The 19,317-nt window shown below is 63.2% G+C and carries 18 protein-coding genes and 1 pseudogene; 13 read left to right on the top strand and 6 right to left on the bottom strand.

Annotated elements, in window-relative coordinates:
* Positions 1 to 50: 50 nt before the first annotated feature.
* Positions 51 to 1,964, bottom strand: a complete 1,914-nt coding sequence (locus AC07PQ_RS24425; RefSeq protein ID WP_284170943.1) for a sigma-54-dependent Fis family transcriptional regulator — start codon at positions 1,962 to 1,964, stop codon at positions 51 to 53.
* A 429-nt stretch (positions 1,965 to 2,393) separates the two neighbouring features.
* Between AC07PQ_RS24425 and exaC the strand changes: the two genes are divergently transcribed.
* The 9 genes and pseudogenes from exaC (at position 2,394) to AC07PQ_RS24380 (ending at position 12,049) form a co-directional block, all read left to right on the top strand.
* The gene (gene exaC, locus AC07PQ_RS24420; protein ID WP_007924088.1) at positions 2,394 to 3,914 is read left to right on the top strand and encodes an acetaldehyde dehydrogenase ExaC; all 1,521 of its coding nucleotides are present in this window, start codon (positions 2,394 to 2,396) and stop codon (positions 3,912 to 3,914) included.
* Between the two features lie 165 nt (positions 3,915 to 4,079).
* Positions 4,080 to 5,528, top strand: a complete 1,449-nt coding sequence (gene eat / locus AC07PQ_RS24415; protein WP_007924089.1) for an ethanolamine permease — start codon at positions 4,080 to 4,082, stop codon at positions 5,526 to 5,528.
* Positions 5,529 to 5,583: 55 nt separating this feature from the next.
* Positions 5,584 to 6,978, top strand: a complete 1,395-nt coding sequence (locus tag AC07PQ_RS24410; protein ID WP_493186572.1) for an ethanolamine ammonia-lyase subunit EutB — start codon at positions 5,584 to 5,586, stop codon at positions 6,976 to 6,978.
* Between the two features lie 10 nt (positions 6,979 to 6,988).
* Positions 6,989 to 7,813, top strand: a complete 825-nt coding sequence (gene eutC, locus AC07PQ_RS24405; protein ID WP_493186573.1) for an ethanolamine ammonia-lyase subunit EutC — start codon at positions 6,989 to 6,991, stop codon at positions 7,811 to 7,813.
* 107 nt (positions 7,814 to 7,920) lie between these two features.
* Positions 7,921 to 8,379 (top strand): GNAT family N-acetyltransferase, encoded by a 459-nt coding sequence (locus AC07PQ_RS24400; protein ID WP_007924092.1) that lies wholly within the window; start codon positions 7,921 to 7,923, stop codon positions 8,377 to 8,379.
* 252 nt (positions 8,380 to 8,631) lie between these two features.
* On the top strand, positions 8,632 to 9,288 hold the full coding sequence (locus tag AC07PQ_RS24395; protein WP_007924093.1) for a DedA family protein: 657 nt from the start codon (positions 8,632 to 8,634) through the stop codon (positions 9,286 to 9,288).
* A 5-nt stretch (positions 9,289 to 9,293) separates the two neighbouring features.
* Positions 9,294 to 10,103: a M90 family metallopeptidase gene (locus AC07PQ_RS24390; RefSeq protein ID WP_493186574.1), complete on the top strand. Its 810-nt coding sequence runs from the start codon at positions 9,294 to 9,296 to the stop codon at positions 10,101 to 10,103.
* Positions 10,104 to 10,367: 264 nt separating this feature from the next.
* Entirely contained in the window at positions 10,368 to 10,895 is a 528-nt protein-coding gene (ppa, locus tag AC07PQ_RS24385) for an inorganic diphosphatase (RefSeq protein WP_003228599.1), read from the top strand.
* Positions 10,896 to 11,702: 807 nt separating this feature from the next.
* Positions 11,703 to 12,049: pseudogene (locus tag AC07PQ_RS24380) on the top strand (hypothetical protein).
* A 112-nt stretch (positions 12,050 to 12,161) separates the two neighbouring features.
* On the opposite strand, the gene AC07PQ_RS24375 reads toward AC07PQ_RS24380, so the two are convergent.
* Positions 12,162 to 12,455 (bottom strand): addiction module antidote protein, encoded by a 294-nt coding sequence (locus tag AC07PQ_RS24375; RefSeq protein WP_007924096.1) that lies wholly within the window; start codon positions 12,453 to 12,455, stop codon positions 12,162 to 12,164.
* On the bottom strand, positions 12,452 to 12,751 hold the full coding sequence (locus AC07PQ_RS24370) for a type II toxin-antitoxin system RelE/ParE family toxin (protein WP_493186575.1): 300 nt from the start codon (positions 12,749 to 12,751) through the stop codon (positions 12,452 to 12,454). Before AC07PQ_RS24370 ends, AC07PQ_RS24375 begins: the two co-directional genes overlap by 4 nt.
* A gap of 171 nt (positions 12,752 to 12,922) precedes the next feature.
* Between AC07PQ_RS24370 and AC07PQ_RS24365 the strand changes: the two genes are divergently transcribed.
* Positions 12,923 to 13,372 carry a DUF3828 domain-containing protein gene (locus tag AC07PQ_RS24365; RefSeq protein WP_007924098.1) on the top strand — a complete coding sequence of 150 codons (450 nt, stop codon included), beginning with the start codon at positions 12,923 to 12,925 and terminating at the stop codon, positions 13,370 to 13,372.
* A gap of 24 nt (positions 13,373 to 13,396) precedes the next feature.
* On the opposite strand, the gene AC07PQ_RS24360 is transcribed toward AC07PQ_RS24365, so the two are convergent.
* The 3 genes from AC07PQ_RS24360 to nirK all read right to left on the bottom strand — a co-directional run bounded on the left by AC07PQ_RS24360 (position 13,397) and on the right by nirK (position 15,919).
* On the bottom strand, positions 13,397 to 14,401 hold the full coding sequence (locus tag AC07PQ_RS24360; protein ID WP_493186576.1) for a zinc-dependent alcohol dehydrogenase family protein: 1,005 nt from the start codon (positions 14,399 to 14,401) through the stop codon (positions 13,397 to 13,399).
* A gap of 63 nt (positions 14,402 to 14,464) precedes the next feature.
* Positions 14,465 to 14,764, bottom strand: coding sequence for an ArsR/SmtB family transcription factor (locus AC07PQ_RS24355; protein ID WP_007924100.1), 300 nt, complete (start codon positions 14,762 to 14,764; stop codon positions 14,465 to 14,467).
* A 66-nt stretch (positions 14,765 to 14,830) separates the two neighbouring features.
* Positions 14,831 to 15,919, bottom strand: coding sequence for a copper-containing nitrite reductase (gene nirK / locus AC07PQ_RS24350; protein ID WP_493186577.1), 1,089 nt, complete (start codon positions 15,917 to 15,919; stop codon positions 14,831 to 14,833).
* Positions 15,920 to 16,145: 226 nt separating this feature from the next.
* On the opposite strand from nirK, the gene AC07PQ_RS24345 reads away from it, so the two are divergent.
* From AC07PQ_RS24345 to dxs, 3 genes are all read left to right on the top strand, one after another.
* Positions 16,146 to 16,388, top strand: coding sequence for an exodeoxyribonuclease VII small subunit (locus tag AC07PQ_RS24345; protein ID WP_493186578.1), 243 nt, complete (start codon positions 16,146 to 16,148; stop codon positions 16,386 to 16,388).
* Positions 16,385 to 17,272 carry a (2E,6E)-farnesyl diphosphate synthase gene (gene ispA, locus AC07PQ_RS24340; RefSeq protein WP_101339231.1) on the top strand — a complete coding sequence of 296 codons (888 nt, stop codon included), beginning with the start codon at positions 16,385 to 16,387 and terminating at the stop codon, positions 17,270 to 17,272. Before AC07PQ_RS24345 ends, ispA begins: the two co-directional genes overlap by 4 nt.
* 111 nt (positions 17,273 to 17,383) lie before the next feature.
* Positions 17,384 to 19,282: a 1-deoxy-D-xylulose-5-phosphate synthase gene (dxs, locus tag AC07PQ_RS24335; protein ID WP_007924104.1), complete on the top strand. Its 1,899-nt coding sequence runs from the start codon at positions 17,384 to 17,386 to the stop codon at positions 19,280 to 19,282.
* Positions 19,283 to 19,317 lie beyond the last annotated feature (35 nt).

Genomic DNA, 19,317 nt, shown 5'->3' with positions numbered 1-19,317 from the left:
AGCCGGTCGACGCTCGATTGCTCGCGATGAACGATAACCCGGTGCCGCGCCTAGCGAGCGATCCCATGCTTGCGCAGCTTTCTATAGAGGGTATTGCGGCTCACCCCCAACTGCTCGGCGGTGTGGGTCATATGCCAGCGCTGTTGTTCCAGCACATTGAGCAAGGCCAGGCGTTCGGCATCGTCCAACGGGTATCCGCCCGCCTCCTCGACAGCTGCCGGCACCGGTGCCGGGCGGCCCTGGCGAATCATCGCCGGCACATCCTCCAGGCCGATGCGTCCGTCGTCGCAGAGCGCCGCCAGGGTGCGCAATACGTTGCGCAGTTGCCGCACGTTGCCTGGCCAGTGGAAGTCCAGCAGGGCCTGGCGTGCCGGGCCGTCGAGCGAGACCTGCTGGTCGCCGGCCTCTTGCGCCAGGAGAAAATCCAGCAGCTGGGATTTGTCGCTGCGCTCGCGCAGCGCCGGCAGGGCGATTTCCAGGCCATTGAGCCGGTAATACAAATCCTCGCGGAAGCTGCCATCCCGCACCCGCTCCAGCAGGTCCCGGTGAGTGGCGCTGATGATGCGTACGTTGACCGCCTGCGGCTCGCCGCCGATAGGCACCACCATGCGGTCTTCCAGCACCCGCAACAGGCGGGTCTGCAAGGCCAGCGGCATATCGCCGATTTCATCGAGGAACAGCGTGCCGCCATCGGCCTGCTGCAACTTGCCGCGCATGCCTTCCTTGCGTGCCCCGGTGAAGGTGCCGCCGCGATAACCGAACAGCTCGCTTTCGATCAGGCTTTCGGGAATGGCCGCGCAGTTCAAGGCAACGAAGGCTTTCTCCGCCCGCTGGCTGGCATGGTGCACCGCCTTGGCGAACGCCTCCTTGCCGGAGCCGGTTTCGCCGTTGATCAACAGCGGCACATCGCGCTCGAACACGCGCAAGGATTTGCGGAAGTCGTCTTGCAGGGCCGCATCGCCCAGACAGATCTCGGGCAGGCGCGGACGCTCCAGCACCGCCCTCGGCGGCAGCGGTTGCGGCACGCTGCGCGGCTGGCCACGCAACACCGCGAACAGATGCCGCCCATCACAGGTGCGCAGCGGCCAGCTGGCGCTGGCATTGACACTGGCGCGGCCCAGCAACTCGTCCAGCGAGCAGTCGAAAAAGGCTTCCACCGGCTTGCCCAGCAAGCCGCCGCGAATATGCCCCAGCAGGTTCAAGGCGCTCTGGTTCACCGCGCTGATCCGACCTTCCCCGTCGAATGCCAGCAAGCCTTCGCTGAACAAGCCGACGGACTCGGCCTGCAGGTGAAAACGCAGCAGCCATTGATTGTCGAAATAACGCAGGAAATAGCAGCTCTCGATCATCTTCGCCGAGAGGTTGACCAGGGCCATGGTGTGGAACTGGCTCTGGCGCGACACATCCGGGCGCGCCGAGGAAACGTCGAGCACCGCCAGCAGTTCACCGTGAGGGTCGAACACCGGGCTGGCCGAGCAAGTCAGGCCGGTATGGCGGCCACGGAAATGTTCGTCCTGGTGGATGGTCAGGGACTGGCGCTCCACCAGGCAGGTGCCAATACCGTTGGTGCCCTCGCAGGCCTCGCTCCAGTCGGCGCCGAGCCAGAGCCCGGCGCGTTCGAAAATCTTGCGCTCGGCGGGCGCGGTGACACAGTTGAGGATCACCCCGCGGGCGTCGGTCAGCAGCACCGCATGGCCGGCGCCGGACAGCTGCTGGTGCAGGCTGGTCATCTCGTTGCCGGCGATCTGCAGCACCTGCTGCAGGCGTTCGCGGCTTTCCAGCAGACGTCCGTGCTCGAGCACGGTGGGCGCCATGCTCAGGGCCGGGTCGAGGTGATAGTCCTCCAGGCAACGCAGCCAGGAGCGGGCGATGGAAGGGTCGCTGCCGGGCCCCTGCAGATGGGCCTTGCCTTGGGTCACGGTCAGCACTTGCTGGGCGTGCCGGGTGAGGTGATTGCTGTGCATTTCTTATTGTTCTCCTGCTGCGCTGACTGCTCAGAAGGCACCCACCTGTAGCCGCTGCCGCAGGCTGCGCCAAGCCCCGCAGGGGCTTCCGCGATCTGAAGAGCAGCGCCCGCTTCGCGGTCGTTCGCAGCCTGCGGCAGCGGCTACAGAAGAGTTCTTCAGATCCTCGCGGCCCACCAGCATCCTCCAGCCATGGATGCATTGCAATGCTGCTTCGACCAATGAGTCACAGGCTGTGCCACAAGCGGTACAAAGTGTCACCCGGCCTGTGCCACAACTGCCACATACGCCCGGTACGCAGCCGCTGAAACATTCGTAAACCCTTGATTTTCCTGGCCTGCAACGCAGTGGCCCGGGCTTTGCTCTACGCTTTTACAAGCGCAACAGCGCGTCCTCCCTTATAAGCACAAAAGCCAGGAGATACCCACCATGCGTTATGCACACCCCGGTACTGAAGGCGCTATCGTTTCGTTCAAGAGCAAATACGGTAACTACATCGGCGGCGAATTCGTCGCGCCTGTCAAAGGTCAGTACTTCACCAATACCTCGCCAGTAAACGGCCAACCGATCGCCGAGTTCCCGCGTTCCACCGCCGAAGACATCGAGAAAGCCCTGGACGCCGCCCATGCCGCCGCCGATGCCTGGGGTGCCACCTCGGCACAGGCCCGCTCGCTGATCCTGCTGAAAATCGCCGACCGCATCGAGCAGAACCTCGAACTGCTGGCCATCACCGAAACCTGGGACAACGGCAAGGCCGTGCGGGAAACCCTCAACGCCGACATCCCCCTGGCCGCCGACCACTTCCGCTACTTCGCTGGCTGCCTGCGGGCCCAGGAAGGCAGCGCCGCGGAAATCGACGGCAACACCGTGGCCTATCACATTCACGAACCGCTGGGCGTGGTCGGGCAGATCATCCCGTGGAACTTTCCGCTGTTGATGGCCGCCTGGAAACTCGCCCCGGCCCTGGCCGCCGGCAACTGCGTGGTACTCAAGCCGGCCGAGCAGACCCCGCTGGGCATCTGCGTGCTGATGGAACTGATCGGCGACCTGCTGCCGCCGGGCGTGCTCAACGTGGTGCAAGGCTTCGGCAAAGAAGCCGGCGAAGCCCTGGCCACCAGCAAGCGCATCGCCAAGATCGCCTTCACCGGTTCGACGCCGGTGGGCTCGCACATCATGAAATGCGCCGCCGAGAACATCATCCCGTCTACCGTGGAACTGGGCGGCAAGTCGCCGAACATCTTCTTCGCCGACATCATGCAGGCCGAACCGAGCTTCATCGAAAAGGCCGCCGAAGGCCTGGTGCTGGCGTTCTTCAACCAGGGCGAAGTCTGCACCTGCCCGTCGCGCGCCCTGGTGGAAGAGTCGATCTACGACGAGTTCATGCAAGTGGTGATGAAAAAGGTCGAGCAGATCAAGCGCGGCGACCCGCTGGACACCGACACCATGGTCGGCGCCCAGGCGTCCGAGCAGCAGTTCGACAAGATCCTCTCGTACCTGGAAATCGCCAAGGGCGAAGGCGCGCAGTTGCTGACCGGCGGCAAGGTGGAGAAACTCGAGGGCAACCTGGCCAGCGGTTATTACATCCAGCCGACCCTGCTCAAGGGCAACAACAAGATGCGTGTGTTCCAGGAAGAAATCTTCGGCCCGGTGGTGAGCATCACCACCTTCAAGGACGAAGCCGAAGCCCTGGCGATTGCCAATGACACCGAGTTCGGCCTTGGCGCCGGCCTCTGGACCCGCGACATCAACCGCGCCTACCGCATGGGCCGGGCGATCAAGGCCGGCCGTGTGTGGACCAACTGCTATCACCTGTACCCCGCCCACGCGGCGTTCGGCGGTTACAAGAAGTCCGGCGTTGGCCGTGAAACCCACAAGATGATGCTCGACCACTACCAGCAGACCAAAAACCTGCTGGTGAGCTACGACATCAACCCGCTGGGCTTCTTCTAAAAACCAGCAACGCCAGGGACAAGGGTGAAGCCGCCAACGCGGTTTCACCCTTGGGGGCCGCTCGCGCAAGCTCGCGATGACGACCTCAAGGCAGAACACTCCATCGCCTTGCAACACCGATCCGGTCTGCCGACCGGGCACAACAATAAGAACAGGTGAACCCTTATGCCTAGCGAACATACCGGCGTGCAGTCGGCTGGCTCTTCGGTCGACTTTGAAAAAGTCGGCTCCGACTATTTCCAACAACGCGAACTGAAAAAAGGCGCGGCAGGCTGGGTCCTGCTGGTGGGCCTGGGCGTGGCCTACGTCATCTCCGGCGACTACGCAGGCTGGAACTTCGGCCTGGCCCAGGGCGGCTGGGGCGGCATGTTCCTCGCCACCCTGCTGATGGCCACCATGTACCTGTGCATGTGCTTTTCCCTGGCCGAGCTGTCCTCGATGATCCCCACCGCTGGCGGTGGCTACGGTTTCGCCCGCAGCGCCTTCGGCCCCTGGGGTGGCTTCCTCACCGGCACCGCGATCCTCATCGAATATGCGATCGCCCCGGCGGCGATCGCGGTGTTTATCGGCGCCTATTGCCAATCGCTGTTCGGCATCGGCGGCTGGATGATCTACCTGGCGTTCTACATCGTGTTCATCGCCATCCATATCTTCGGGGTCGGCGAGGCACTGAAGCTGATGTTTATCATCACTGCCGTGGCCGCCATCGCCCTGGGCGTATTCCTGGTGGCGATGGTGCCGCACTTCTCGGTGGCCAACCTGCTGGATATCCCGGTCACCGAGGCCGTGGGCGCCAGCAGCTTCCTGCCGTTCGGTTATGTCGGTGTGTGGGCGGCGATTCCCTACGCCATCTGGTTCTTCCTGGCGGTCGAAGGGGTCCCGCTGGCCGCGGAAGAAACCAAGAACCCCAAGCGCGACCTGCCCCGCGGCCTGATCGGCGCCATGCTGGTGCTGCTGAGCTTCGCCCTGCTGATCCTGGTGATCGGCCCCGGTGGCGCGGGTGCCAACGCCCTGCTGACCTCCGGCAACCCGCTGGTGGAAGCCCTGGCCAAGGCCTACGGCGGCTCGACCTGGATGGGCAGCTTCGTCAACCTGGTGGGCCTGGCCGGCTTGATCGCCAGCTTCTTCTCGATCATCTACGCCTACTCGCGGCAGATTTTCGCCCTGTCCCGCGCGGGTTACCTGCCGCGCAAGCTGTCGGAAACCAACAAGAGCAAGGCGCCGGTCCTGGCGCTGGTGATCCCCGGCATCATCGGTTTCGGCCTGTCGCTGACCGGCCAGGGCGACCTGCTGATCCTGGTGGCGGTGTTCGGCGCCACCATCTCCTACGTGCTGATGATGGCCGCGCACATCACCCTGCGCATCCGCCGCCCCAAAATGGATCGTCCGTACCGCACCCCGGGCGGCATCTTCACCTCCGGCGTGGCCCTGGTACTGGCCTGCATCGCCGTGGTGGCGGGCTTCCTGGTGGATCCGCGGGTGGTCATTGGCGCCGCGATCATCTATGGAGTATTAATTGCTTACTTTGCTTTCTACAGTCGGCATCACTTGGTAGCAGGCACGCCCGAAGAAGAATTCGCGGCCATTCAGAAAGCTGAAGAAGCCTTGCACTAACCGCCGAAAACCTCGACGCGGGGGCCACGTCCCTGCGTCGTCACGGAGAACCTGTATGGCAAGTTTCGCCCACACCGTCGGCGCCCAGACCTACCGCTTCGACAGCCTCAAGGAGGTCATGGCCAAGGCCAGCCCGGCGCGTTCCGGGGACTTCCTGGCCGGCGTCGCCGCCCTCAACGACGGCGAGCGGGTCGCCGCGCAAATGACCCTGGCGGATATTCCGCTCAAGCATTTCCTCGAAGAAGCGCTGATTCCCTACGAGACCGATGAAGTCACCCGGTTGATCATCGACACCCACGACAAGACCGCCTTCGCCACCGTCAGCCACCTCACGGTCGGCGGCTTTCGCGACTGGCTGCTCAGCGACGCCGCCGACGAACAGAGCCTGCGCGCCCTGGCACCGGGGCTGACCCCGGAAATGGCCGCCGCCGTGTCGAAGATCATGCGTGTCCAGGACCTGGTGCTGGTGGCGCAGAAGATCCGCGTGGTCACCCGGTTCCGCGGCACCCTGGGCCTGCGTGGGCGGCTGTCGACCCGCCTGCAGCCCAACCACCCGACCGACGAACCGGCGGGCATCGCCGCGAGCATTCTCGACGGCCTGCTCTACGGCAACGGCGACGCCATGATCGGCATCAACCCGGCCACCGACAGCATCGCCTCGATCTGCGCCCTGCTGGAAATGCTCGACGCCATCATCCAGCGTTATGAAATTCCCACCCAGGCCTGCGTGCTGACCCACGTCACCACCTCCATCGAGGCGATCAACCGTGGCGTGCCGCTGGACCTGGTGTTCCAGTCGATCGCCGGCACCGAGGCGGCCAACGCCAGTTTCGGCATCAACCTCAATGTGTTGCAGGAAGGCTACGAGGCCGGCCTGAGCCTCAAGCGCGGCACCCTGGGGCAGAACCTGATGTATTTCGAGACCGGCCAGGGCAGCGCGCTGTCGGCCAACGCCCACTTCGGCGTCGACCAGCAGACCTGCGAAACCCGCGCCTATGCCGTGGCCCGGCACTTCAAGCCGTTCCTGGTGAACACCGTGGTCGGCTTCATCGGCCCGGAGTACCTGTACAACGGCAAGCAGATCATCCGCGCCGGCCTGGAAGACCATTTCTGCGGCAAGCTGCTGGGCGTGCCCATGGGTTGCGACATCTGCTACACCAACCACGCCGAAGCCGACCAGGACGACATGGACACCCTGCTGACCCTGCTGGGCGTGGCCGGGATCAACTTCATCATGGGCATCCCCGGCTCCGACGACATCATGCTCAATTACCAGACCACCTCCTTTCACGACGCGCTCTACGCCCGCCAGACCCTGGGCCTGAAACCGGCGCCGGAGTTCGAGCAGTGGCTGGCGAAAACCGGCATCTTCACCCAGCCCGACGGCAAGGTGCAGTTCGGCCACAACCTGCCGCCGGCCTTCCGCCAGGCACTGGCACAGCTTCAGTAAGGACAGGCTCATGGACAAACATCCGACCGACAGCCAGGACCCCTGGCTGGAGCTGCGCCGCCTGACCCCGGCGCGTATCGCCCTGGGCCGCACCGGCACCAGCCTGCCCACCGGCGCCCAGCTGGACTTCCAGTTCGCCCACGCCCAGGCCCGCGATGCGGTGCACCTGCCCTTCGACCATGCCGGGCTGAGCAGCCAACTGGCCGAACGCGGCCGCGACAGCCTGCTGCTGCACAGCGCAGCCAGCGATCGTCACAGCTACCTGCAACGCCCGGACCTGGGGCGCAAGCTCTGCGACGATTCGGCCCAGGCCCTGCGCGATCACGCATCCGCCAATCCGGGCGGGGTGGATCTGGCGGTGGTCGTGGCGGACGGTTTGTCGGCGCTGGCGGTGCATCGCCATACCCTGCCGTTTCTCGCCCGTTTTGAAGAACAGACCGCGGCCGAAGGCTGGTCGCTGTCGCCGGTAATCCTCGTGGAACAGGGCCGGGTGGCGGTGGCCGACGAAATCGGCGAGCTGCTCGGGGCGAAAATGACCGTGATCCTGATCGGCGAACGCCCGGGCCTCAGCTCACCGGACAGCCTGGGGCTATATTTCACCTACAACCCGAAGGTCGGGCTCACCGATGCCTATCGCAACTGCATTTCCAACGTGCGCCTGGAGGGCCTGAGCTACGGCATGGCGGCCCACCGCTTGCTGTACCTGATGCGCGAGGCCTGCAGGCGGCAGCTTTCGGGGGTCAACCTGAAAGACGAGGCCCAGGTGAACACCCTGGACAGCGACTCGCCCGACACCACCAAGGGCAATTTCCTGCTGGGGCCTGCAAAGCCATGACTTTTCGAGACGATTGCGCTTTTTCCAGGCTTTAGGCAGCATCGAAACACGGCTGCCCGAGTAATGAACCGTTTGCCGTCGTATCCATTCGAAGTTGAGGACAACTCATGCGGATTACTCAAGCGACCCTCGAACACCTGGATCTGTTGACCCCCCTGTTCGTCAAATACCGCGAGTTCTATGGCGCCCTGCCTTTTCCGGACTCGTCCCGGGCCTTCCTGGAAAAGCGCCTGCGCCGCAAGGAATCGGTGATCTACCTGGCCCTGCCCGACGATGACGATAAGAAACTCCTCGGTTTCTGTCAGCTCTACCCCAGCTTTTCCTCCCTGTCCCTGAAGCGCGTGTGGATCCTCAACGATATCTACGTCGCCGAAGACGCTCGCCGACAACTGGTGGCCGACAACCTGATCCGCACCGCGAAGAAAATGGCCAAGGACACCCAGGCCGTACGCATGCGTGTCTCCACCAGCAGTGACAACGAAGTGGCACAGAAAACCTATGAATCCATCGGTTTTCGCGAAGATACCGAGTTCAAGAACTACATATTGCCGATCAGCGACGACTAAACCCCTCTGCAACCGCCTGATCACAACCTTCGACAGCGCCTGGGAAGACGCTGCCGAAGGCCACGATCTTTCGCCTTTGGCCAGCCAGCGCCGTCAAGACATCCCTCGCTACAAACTCAACGCCCATTTCACCTATCAGGTCTTATAATGCCGACCTTTTCGGGGCGTAAGATGAATCTGCGCCAGCTGTAAGTTTTTTGCCCCAGTCATCGCACAGGCCCGCAGAGTCAGGCCGTCACCACAGGTGCCCCAATGGATTTCAACCCGATCGACCTCATCCTCCATCTCGACGTTTACCTCGACATGTTGGTGACCAACTACGGGCCATGGATCTACGCCATCCTGTTCCTGGTGATTTTCTGCGAGACCGGCCTGGTGGTGACGCCGTTCCTGCCTGGCGACTCCCTGCTGTTCATCGCCGGCGCGGTCGCCGCCGGTGGCGCCATGGACCCGGTGCTGCTCGGCGGCCTGCTGATGCTGGCGGCGATCCTCGGCGACAGCACCAACTACATCATCGGGCGAACGGTGGGCGAACGACTGTTCAGCAACCCGAACTCGAAGATCTTCCGCCGCGACTACCTGCAAAAAACCCACGACTTCTACGACCGGCACGGCGGCAAAACCGTGACCCTGGCGCGTTTCCTGCCGATCATCCGTACCTTCGCCCCCTTCGTCGCCGGCGTGGCCAAGATGCCGTATCCGCGCTTCTTCGCCTTCAGCGTGGCCGGCACCATCCTGTGGGTCGGCGGCCTGGTGACCCTGGGCTACTTCTTCGGCAACGTGCCATTCATCAAGAAAAACCTGTCGCTGCTGGTGGTGGGCATCATCCTGCTGTCGCTGGTGCCGATGATCATCGGCGTGGTGCGCAGCCGCCTGGGCCGCTCGGCGGCAAAGGCTGAAAGCCACTGATCGCTATGTGGCCCCTCAGTGCCTGGCGCCGCCGGCGCCGGCTGGCCAAGCACCCGGTTGCCGATGAAATGTGGCAACGGGTGCGCCAGCACCTGCCCTTTCTCGACGGCCTGAGCGATGCCGAGGATCAGTGGTTGCGGGAAACCAGCGTCCTGTTTCTCGACGACAAGCACCTGAGCGCCCTGCCCGGGGTCGAGTTGCACCAGTTCGAACGCCTGCTGCTGGCCGCCCAGGCCCAGTTGCCGCTATTGCACCTGGGGGATTTGAACTGGTACCAGGGCTTCCACGAAATCGTCCTCTACCCCGACGACTTCCTCAGCCCCCAGCGCCATCGCGATGCCAGTGGCGTCGAACATGAATGGGACGGCGAACACAGCGGCGAAGCCTGGCAACAGGGCCCGATCATCCTGGCCTGGCCCGGCGTGCTCGCCAGCGGCGGCTGGGAAGCCTACAACCTGGTGATCCACGAGCTGGCGCACAAGCTGGACATGCTCAACGGCGACGCCAACGGCCTGCCGCCGCTGCACAGCGACATGCGCATCAGCGACTGGGCGCAGGTGATGCAGGCGGCCTACGACGACCTCAACCGCCAGCTCGACCACAACCCGGACGCCGAAACCGCCATCGACCCTTACGCCGCGGAAAACCCCGCGGAATTCTTCGCCGTCACCAGCGAATACTTCTTCAGCGCCCCGGATCTGCTGCACGAGACCTATCCGAAGGTCTACCAGCAACTGCAGCTGTTTTACCGGCAGAATCCCCTGGCCCGGCTCCAGCAATTGCAGGCCAGCGACCCGCACTACCAGCAACACTGAGGCGTCCTGCCGGAACGCGCCCGCTGGCGAAATAATCGCTGATCCTGACGGGTGTCTCTGAACTAAACAGGCTGCAGCGACTCTTCTTTTCGCAAGCAATCGAGCGTCGACCGACGGCTCCTGCACAGGGTTCGCGGCGTTTGGCCCAAGGCGTCCATACGTCCTTCGGTACGTGGCATAGCCCTTGGAATATGCCTATAATCGCCGCCACTTTTTGGTCAATCCGGCCAAGACATTTTGGTCAACTAACGGGGGCATCGCCCAATGAGCTACAGCAAGATTCCGGCTGGCAAAGACCTGCCGAACGACATCTACGTCGCAATCGAGATTCCGGCCAACCACGCGCCGATCAAATACGAAATCGACAAAGACAGCGATTGCCTGTTCGTTGACCGTTTCATGGCCACCCCGATGTTCTACCCGGCCAACTACGGCTACATCCCGAACACCCTGGCCGACGACGGCGACCCCCTCGACGTGCTGGTCGTGACCCCTTACCCGGTGGCTCCAGGCTCGGTCATCCGCGCCCGTCCGGTCGGCATCCTGAACATGACCGACGACGGCGGCGGCGATGCCAAAGTCATCGCTGTACCACACGACAAGCTGTCCCAGCTGTATGTCGACGTGAAGGAGTACACCGACCTGCCGCCACTGCTGATTCAGCAGATCGAGCACTTCTTCGCGAACTACAAAGATCTCGAAAAAGGCAAATGGGTGAAGATCGAAGGCTGGGACGGCGCCGACGCCGCCCGCGCCGCGATCACGAAGTCGGTTGCCGCCTACAAAGGCTAAGCAGCTGCAAGCTTCCAGCGCCAAGCTTCAAGAAAAAGCCCTGCTGACCCGGGGCTTTTTTATGCCTGTCGAATGCCCTCCCCGTAGGAGCGAGGCTTGCCCGCGATCTCCCCAGAACAACACTCCATCCCCCGCCAATCACACCCTCCGATACAAAACGCCTCTGCTTTTCACCCTCGTCACAGGCTCCGGCTAACGCTTTGCGCTGGGAATTCTCTTCGAATATCAGTATGCTGCGCCCCACCTTTGCGCATCGACCTGTTCAACCGGTCAGATCCGCCCGACGCGGCAGATGATTTTCTCGCCAAGTCCCACAGCCAGCCGCAAGAGCTGGGTGTACGTTTTGCAGGCTGGTGCGGTTTACCAAAAATGAACCAAGCCAGTCCCCGAGAAGCCGGCCACAAGCCGGCTTTTTAATGCCTGGAAAACCCTGTTCAATGCGTAACCCGATGGGACCGGACAGGTCATCGGCCCCCGTTTCTGCCCCGGCAAAAGTAAGGTTCTTCGCTTTCTATTGAGCGACTTTTCCTAGAAACTCCCACCCGCTTGCGCCTGTGAAACCTGCTGTCTAGGCTCGGCCTGTCACTGCTTATTCAGTGATCGGGTTTAGCAGCTCGAAACATCACATTGGGCGCATCGATGTCACCGGTCGGTAGATTTTTTATTCTGCCTGTCATGGTGGCTGTGCGCAGGGCATCTTCGGATGCGTCGGTTTTCCAATGTGACCGGCCTGCTAACCTGCGTACAGCTGCCACCCCATCGTTTAGCAGCGACATCTGGCAGCTCCACTCACGTTGGAGATGCACCATGAAAAAGCTTGTTCCCGATCCGCCCCTGCCCGGGCAATTCAGAACCCCCGAACACGATCTCGCCACCCAGCGCATCCGCCTGGCCCTGGCCGCGAATACAGCTGAAACCTCAATCCTCGGCAACCTGAAAGCCACCGCCCCGGCGTCAGCGCCGAAGAGGCCTTGGTGCATGTGTCGCTACTACTGGATTGCGCGGTACAGGTCAGCGACGAGATCAGCGAACGCGCCAGCGGTGTGGAGCGCGGGCTGATCTGGTCGATGATCCACTCGATGGAGATGGCCAATGCCGTAGTGAGCGCGTTGCTCGACACTAACCGGCCGGCCGAGGCTGGCGCGGGGCGTTAAAAATCGGCGAACGCTGGAACGGGGCGAAGTTCATTCGCCCCGTGCTCCATGAATTCCCGCCAGGCGTGTTAGGCAGGACCGCCCCCCCGACATTGGCGGCTCGGCCCAGCCATCAAGACGCCCCATGCACCCGCGCCGTCATGTCCAACCCCAGTGCACGCATCACCGCCAGCAGGGTCTTCAGAGTCGGGTTGCCCTTGTCGCTAAACGAGCGATACAGCTGCTCGCGGGACAGCCCGGTTTCATGGGCCAGCTCAGTCATGCCCTTGGCCCGCGCCACCACACCCAGGGCTTTGGCGATATAGCCGGCATCGCCGGTTTCGAAGGCGTCCGCCATGAACAGGGCGATGGCTTGCGGGTCGCGCAAGGCCGTGGCGGGGTCATAGTCGAATAGCGGTTCGTTCATGATCGACTCCAACGACGGGCCAGGTATTTGACCAGTTCGATATCGCGGCTCTGGCGAGTCTTGTCGCCGCCGCACAACAGGATGACGAGTTGCAAGCCGCGCTGCTGGAAGTAAACCCGGTAGCCCGGCCCGTAATGGATGCGCAACTCACTGACGCCTTCGCCCACCGGGGACACGTCCCCGGCAAGACCGTTGGCCAGGCGAAAAATCCGCGCAGCAATCAACGCCCTGGCTCTGGAATCCTTGAGCCTGTTTTCCCACTCCATAAAGGTCGCGGTCTGTTTGATCTCGATCATCCCGCAACTGTAGTTTCAAGACTACAGTATTTGAAAGCGTATTTGTATTGCAAAGCGCTGCCAGCGCACAGGCCGATAGCGATCCGGGCCACAGCGTGTTGAAATCGAGCACTCGGCCATAAACCTGATGTCTCAACGGCTCAATGTCTTAACTCCTGTAAGGACGTCCCCATGAGAAAGCTGTTCCCCCTGCTGCTCCTCGCCGCGGCTTTCCATCAACCCCTCGCGCTCGCTGACTGCGCCAGCTCGCCCAAGCCAGTGGCCGAGGCCTTCTACAACTGGTACCTGCAGAGTTTCAGCAACGAAAAAGACCCGATCACCGATGACCTGCCGCACCTGCAGCAGTACGTCACGCAAACGCTGATCGAACGGATCAAGAAGCAGATGAGCAGCCCCGAGGGTCTGGAAGAGGACTACTTTCTCAAGACCCAAGACTACATGGATGAGTGGCTGACCCAGATCAAGGTCAGCGAACCGCAGGTGCAAGGCACCTCGGCGCGTGAGTCGGTGACCCTGGGCAACACGCCGGACACCACGCAGATCGTCGACCTGCTGCTGGTCAAGGACAAAGGCTGCTGGAAGATCAACGAGGTGCTGGCCACCACGGATCAGAGTGAGTGATCCGCGGTAGCCGGCCAGGCAGGATCAGATATCGAGAATGATCTTGCCGAAGTGCTGGTTGCTTTCCTGGTAGCGGAAGGCATCGACCATCGCGTCCAGGGCGAAGTGCTTGTCGAGGATCGGATGCATGCCGTTGGCGTCGATCGCGCGGACCATGTCCTGCTGCTGCCGGCGGCTACCCACCAGCACGCCTTGCAGACGCAGTTGCTTGACCAGCGCGGTGACGATCGGGAACTCGCCGGCAACCCCGGTCAGGATGCCGATCACCGAGATATGGCCACCGGCCCGCGCGGCGATCATCGACTGCTCCAGGGTGGAGGGGCCGCCGACTTCGATCACATGGTCGACGCCACGGCCGGCGGTGAGCTTCTGTACGGTCTCGCCCCAGGTCGGGTCCTGGCGGTAGTTGATCAGGTGATCGGCGCCGAGGGCTTTCAGCCGTTCCAGCTTGGCATCGCTGGACGAAGTGGCGATCACGGTAGCGCCGAGCATCTTGGCGAATTGCAGGGCGAAGATCGACACGCCGCCGGTGCCTTGCACCAGCACGGTATCGCCGGCAGTTACGCGGCCGTCGTCCACCAGCGCGCGCCAGGCGGTAAGGCCGGCGGTGGTAAGGGTCGCTGCTTCGGCGTGGCTCCAGCCCCTGGGCGCACGGGTGAAGGCGGTGGCGCGGGCGGTGACGACTTCCCGGGCGTAACCATCCAGGCCATCGCCCGGCACTGTGGCGAAACCTATGACATTGGGCCGGCCGTCCAGCCATTCGGGGAAGAAGGTGCTGACCACCGAGTCGCCGATGGCGAATTCACTGACACCCTCGCCCACCGCTACCACTTCACCGGCGCCATCGGCCATCGGGATGCGCGACTCAGTCGGCCCCCACATGCCGCTGACCACCGCGAAGTCGTGGTAGTTGAGGGAGCTGGCGCGCAGGCGCACGGTGATTTCGCCCGCTTGTGGCACCGCGGCCGGAGCCTCGCCGACCACTACTTTGTCGTAGCCACCACCGGGTTGTACGTAGATTGCTTTCATGAACAGATCCTCCTGGGTTGCCTTTTCATTTCGAAAAATAACGAAATGTTCAAGTAAAAAAACTCAGAGTTCGCGCTTCAGTTGCTCGGCAAAAGCAGCAATGGCCGCTTCGTTACGGCGAAAGTAAGTCCATTTGCCGATACGCGTGGCCTCGACCAGCCCGGCCTGCTGCAGGATCGCCAGATGGCTGGACGTGCTGGACGCCGAAAGCGCGGCCTTGTGCTGCAGGTGAGTCATGCAGATGCCGATTTCTTTCGGCGCGTCATGCCCCTGGGGCGGGAAGTTGCCTTCCGGGTCCTTCAGCCATTCGAGCATCTGCATACGGATGTCGCTGGCCAGGGCTTTGATTTGGTCGATGAGCATGGCGAGGATATTACGGACTTTTACGAAATGTTCAAGATCCGAGCAATATCCCCGCCCGTCCACCTATTACTTGCTCTCGACGATCGGCCCCGGCGCTTTCACCTGGGTCATCAGGTCATCGTCCCACTGCCCTTCCACCTTGATCTGGGCCAGGGCCCCCAGTTCCATGGCCTCGATCAGGTTGTGGCTGAGGTACACGTAGGTACCCGGCTGCTTGAAGGTGTACAACGCCGCGACCGCGGAGCCGCCGGGGATAAACCAGGTTTCCATGTTGCGTTGCGGCGGGTTGGCGAATTTACCGGTGGTCCAGACCCAGTCCCCATGGCCGCCAATCAGGTGCGGACGGCTGTCGCGGTTGGCCTGGGAATGGATGAACAGCACGCTTTCACCGACCTTGGAGGTCAGCGCGTTGGCACCGGTCAGGGCGCCGACACGGCCGTTGAACACCACGTGGCTCGGAGTCAGGGTGCGCATGACCGCGCGAGTGTCCTGGTAGCTGGACGCCAGGTCCGGGTAGTCCTTGTAGTGGCCGTCCTTGTCTTTGGGGATATACAGGTCGGATTCGCCTATGGTGTAGACGCGGTCGTAATGCAGGGGCTTGCCCTGAGGATCGCGCAGGCCGTCACGGGGTAGCACCATCAGTGCGCCGTTCATGCCCGACACCACGTGCCACGGCACCATGCCTTGCGGCGCGCAATGGTAGACAAAGGTACCGCTGCGATCAGCCTTGAAACGCAGCACCACTTCCTGCCCTGGCACCACCTGGGTCAGGCCCGCTCCGCCCAGGGCGCCGGTGGCCGCATGAAAGTCGACGTTATGGGGCATGCTGTTGGTCGCGGGATTGACCAGCGTCAGCTCCACATAGTCACCCTCATGCACCACCAGCGTCGGGCCGGGCATGGACCCGTTGAAGGTCATGGCCTGGAGCGTGGTGCCCTGGTCGTCGATGACCATTTTTTTCTCTTCGATACTCATGCGGAACTGCACCACCTTGGGCGGCCCGTTGACCACTTGCTCATGAGGATGAACCAGCGGCGGTGCGACCAGCTCGACCTGCACCCGCTGCAAACCCTCTGCCCCACCGGCCAGGACCAGGCTGCTGGTACAGCTGCCAAGCAGCACACAGGCTCCCAATACACTTCGAAAAACACTCATTGCAGCTTCTCCTTGCCAATCAACGATGGGGCATTGCAAGGCAAGTGCGCGCAACTTTCCTTGTCGTAAAGCAAGAAATGGCGACAGAAGGTCGACCCGCGCAACCAGGCCCTGACCCAGGGCAGAAAATCGCCCTGCCGAGCCGTTCGGCAACCGCCGCTCATTTGCCCCAAAACCCCATGTCTGCTAGTGTCGCGCCGGTTTAACGTCAACCGGGATAGCCGCCATGGCCCGCAAAAAAGCTGCCTTAGATTTCGAACAATCCCTCGCCGACCTGCAAACGCTGGTCGAGCGTCTGGAGAACGGCGAGCTGTCGCTGGAAGACTCGTTGACCGCCTTCGAGCAAGGCATCGGCCTGACCCGCGATTGCCAGGCGGCCCTGGCCCAGGCCGAGCAGAAGGTGCAGATCCTGCTGGAGCGCGATGGCGAACTGGTCGAAGAACCCTTCGACGCGGAACAACCAGAATGATCGCGGCCTATCAGGCCAGCAGCCAGGCCCGGGTCAATGCTGCACTGGAAACCCTGTTCCACGCGCCAAGCCCGGAGCTGGCCCGTCTTTACCAGGCCATGCGCTACAGCGTGATGAACGGCGGCAAGCGCGTGCGTCCGCTGCTGGCCTACGCCGCCTGCGAAGCCCTCGGTGCACGGCCGGAACAGGCCAACGGCGCGGCCTGCGCGGTGGAGCTGATCCACGCCTATTCCCTGGTGCACGACGATCTACCGGCGATGGACGACGACGATCTGCGTCGCGGCCAGCCAACCACCCACAAAGCCTTCGATGAAGCCTGCGCGATTCTCGCCGGCGACGGTTTGCAGAGCCTGGCCTTCAGCGCCCTGCTCGACCCGCGCCTGAGCGATTCGAACGCCGAGATCCGCCTGCGGATGGTCAGCGCCCTGGCGCTGGCGGCGGGCCCGGCGGGCATGGTCGGTGGCCAGGCCATCGACCTCGGTTCGGTCGGCCTCAAGCTCGACCAGAAAGCCCTGGAGTACATGCACCGGCACAAGACCGGCGCGCTGATCGAGGCCAGCGTCAAGCTCGGCGCCCTGGCCAGCGGCCGGGCCGAAAAAGACGAGCTCAAGTCCCTGCAGACCTATGCCCAGGCCATCGGCCTGGCGTTCCAGGTGCAGGACGATATTCTCGACGTGGAAAGCGATACCGCGACCCTCGGCAAACGCCAGGGTGCCGACATCGCCCGGGACAAACCGACCTACCCGGCCCTGCTCGGCCTGGAAGCGGCCAAGGCCTATGCCCTGGAACTGCGCGATCAGGCCCTGCACGCACTGCGACCCTTTGACGCGGGCGCCGAGCCCCTGCGGGAGCTGGCGCGTTATATCGTCGAACGACGCAGCTGATCGACCCCGGCGCGGCAGACCGCATATCGACCAAGTTCCGCGCTCTGCGTGGGCAGCTTGCGATGCATAAGGTAAACTGCCGCCTCTTTTATACCTATAACGATTCGCCTGATGCCCACGACGTTTCATGAGATTCCCCGCAAGCGCCCGACCACGCCCCTGCTCGACCGTGCCAACACGCCGGACGGCCTGCGCCGGTTAGGCGAAGCCGAGCTGGAAACCCTGGCCGATGAGTTGCGCCTGGAATTGCTCTATACGGTCGGCCAGACCGGTGGGCATTTCGGTGCCGGCCTGGGCGTCATCGAGCTGACCATCGCGCTGCATTACGTCTTCGACACGCCGGACGACCGCCTGGTGTGGGACGTGGGTCATCAGGCTTATCCGCACAAGATCCTCACCGGTCGTCGCGAGCGCATGGCCAGCCTGCGCCAGAAGGACGGCCTGGCCGCCTTCCCGCGGCGTTCCGAGAGCGAGTACGACACCTTTGGCGTCGGCCACTCCAGCACCTCGATCAGCGCGGCGCTGGGCATGGCCATTGCCGCCCGCCTGCAGAACAGCGAGCGCAAGGCCATCGCGGTAATCGGCGACGGCGCCCTGACCGCGGGCATGGCCTTCGAGGCGCTGAACCACGCGCCGGAAGTGGACGCCAACATGCTGGTGATCCTCAACGACAACGACATGTCGATCTCGCGCAACGTCGGCGGCCTGTCCAATTACCTGGCCAAGATTCTTTCCAGCCGCACCTACGCCAGCATGCGCGAAGGCAGCAAGAAGGTGCTGTCGCGCCTGCCCGGCGCCTGGGAAATCGCCCGCCGCACCGAAGAATACGCAAAAGGCATGCTGGTTCCCGGCACCCTGTTCGAAGAGCTGGGCTGGAACTACATCGGTCCGATCGACGGCCACGACCTGCCGACCCTGATCGCCACCCTGCGCAACATGCGCGACCTCAAGGGCCCGCAGTTCCTGCACGTGGTGACCAAGAAGGGCAAGGGTTTCGCCCCGGCGGAAGTCGACCCGATCGGCTACCACGCCATCACCAAGCTCGACCCTCTGGACAGCCCTGCCGCCGCGCCGAAAAAGGCCGGTGGGCCGAAGTACTCCGGGGTGTTCGGCGAATGGCTGTGCGACATGGCCGCTGCCGACCCGCGCCTGGTGGGCATTACCCCGGCGATGAAGGAAGGCTCGGACCTGGTGGCCTTCAGCGAGCGCTTCCCGCTGCGCTACTTCGACGTGGCGATTGCCGAGCAGCACGCCGTGACCCTGGCGGCCGGCATGGCCTGCGAAGGCGCCAAGCCGGTGGTGGCGATCTATTCGACCTTCCTGCAGCGCGGCTACGACCAGCTGGTGCATGACGTAGCGGTGCAGAACCTCGACGTGCTGTTCGCCATCGACCGCGCCGGCCTGGTGGGCGAAGACGGCCCGACCCACGCCGGCAGCTTCGACCTGTCGTTCCTGCGTTGCATCCCCGGCATGCTGGTGATGACCCCGAGCGACGAGAACGAGCTGCGCAAGATGCTCAGCACCGGCCACCTGTACAACGGCCCGGCCGCCGTGCGTTATCCACGCGGTACCGGCCCGAACGCCACCATCGAAAAGGACCTGCAGCCGATCGAGATCGGCAAGGGCGTGGTCCGTCGCCAAGGCAGCAAGGTCGCCCTGCTGGTATTCGGTGTGCAACTGGCCGAGGCGCTGAAAGTCGCCGACAAGCTGGATGCCACTGTGGTCGACATGCGTTTCGTCAAGCCGCTGGATGAAGCCCTGGTATGCGAAATCGCCGCCAGCCACGAACTGCTGGTGACTATCGAAGAGAACGCCATCATGGGCGGCGCCGGTGGCGCGGTCGGCGAGTTCCTGGCGCGCGAGGCGATCCTCAAGCCGATCCTGCACCTGGGCCTGCCGGATCTCTACGTCGAACACGCCAAGCCGGCGCAGATGCTGGCCGAATGCGGCCTGGACGAAGCCGGTATCGAAGCCGCCGTACGGGCACGCCTGCAACGGCTCGGCCTGTAACCTGTAAGCCTTAAAAGCGACGGCCCCTTCGGGGC

The organism is Pseudomonas sp. GW821-FHT09E12 (genome assembly GCF_059416085.1).
This window is presented reverse-complemented; position numbering and strand designations above follow the sequence as displayed.

Excerpts from the sequence above, each read along its gene's own strand:
- eat (WP_007924089.1), top strand. The coding sequence starts at position 4,080 with ATGCCTAGCGAACATACCGGCGTGCAGTCGGCTGGCTCTTCGGTCGAC.
- AC07PQ_RS24400 (WP_007924092.1), top strand. The coding sequence starts at position 7,921 with ATGCGGATTACTCAAGCGACCCTCGAACACCTGGATCTGTTGACCCCC.
- AC07PQ_RS24425 (WP_284170943.1), bottom strand. The coding sequence starts at position 1,964 with ATGCACAGCAATCACCTCACCCGGCACGCCCAGCAAGTGCTGACCGTG.
- nirK (WP_493186577.1), bottom strand. The coding sequence starts at position 15,919 with ATGAGTGTTTTTCGAAGTGTATTGGGAGCCTGTGTGCTGCTTGGCAGC.
- AC07PQ_RS24395 (WP_007924093.1), top strand. The coding sequence starts at position 8,632 with ATGGATTTCAACCCGATCGACCTCATCCTCCATCTCGACGTTTACCTC.
- ispA (WP_101339231.1), top strand. The coding sequence starts at position 16,385 with ATGATCGCGGCCTATCAGGCCAGCAGCCAGGCCCGGGTCAATGCTGCA.
- AC07PQ_RS24360 (WP_493186576.1), bottom strand. The coding sequence starts at position 14,401 with ATGAAAGCAATCTACGTACAACCCGGTGGTGGCTACGACAAAGTAGTG.
- ppa (WP_003228599.1), top strand. The coding sequence starts at position 10,368 with ATGAGCTACAGCAAGATTCCGGCTGGCAAAGACCTGCCGAACGACATC.
- exaC (WP_007924088.1), top strand. The coding sequence starts at position 2,394 with ATGCGTTATGCACACCCCGGTACTGAAGGCGCTATCGTTTCGTTCAAG.
- AC07PQ_RS24365 (WP_007924098.1), top strand. The coding sequence starts at position 12,923 with ATGAGAAAGCTGTTCCCCCTGCTGCTCCTCGCCGCGGCTTTCCATCAA.
- AC07PQ_RS24375 (WP_007924096.1), bottom strand. The coding sequence starts at position 12,455 with ATGAACGAACCGCTATTCGACTATGACCCCGCCACGGCCTTGCGCGAC.
- AC07PQ_RS24355 (WP_007924100.1), bottom strand. The coding sequence starts at position 14,764 with ATGCTCATCGACCAAATCAAAGCCCTGGCCAGCGACATCCGTATGCAG.
- AC07PQ_RS24410 (WP_493186572.1), top strand. The coding sequence starts at position 5,584 with ATGGCAAGTTTCGCCCACACCGTCGGCGCCCAGACCTACCGCTTCGAC.
- AC07PQ_RS24390 (WP_493186574.1), top strand. The coding sequence starts at position 9,294 with ATGTGGCCCCTCAGTGCCTGGCGCCGCCGGCGCCGGCTGGCCAAGCAC.
- AC07PQ_RS24370 (WP_493186575.1), bottom strand. The coding sequence starts at position 12,751 with ATGATCGAGATCAAACAGACCGCGACCTTTATGGAGTGGGAAAACAGG.
- eutC (WP_493186573.1), top strand. The coding sequence starts at position 6,989 with ATGGACAAACATCCGACCGACAGCCAGGACCCCTGGCTGGAGCTGCGC.
- AC07PQ_RS24345 (WP_493186578.1), top strand. The coding sequence starts at position 16,146 with ATGGCCCGCAAAAAAGCTGCCTTAGATTTCGAACAATCCCTCGCCGAC.
- dxs (WP_007924104.1), top strand. The coding sequence starts at position 17,384 with ATGCCCACGACGTTTCATGAGATTCCCCGCAAGCGCCCGACCACGCCC.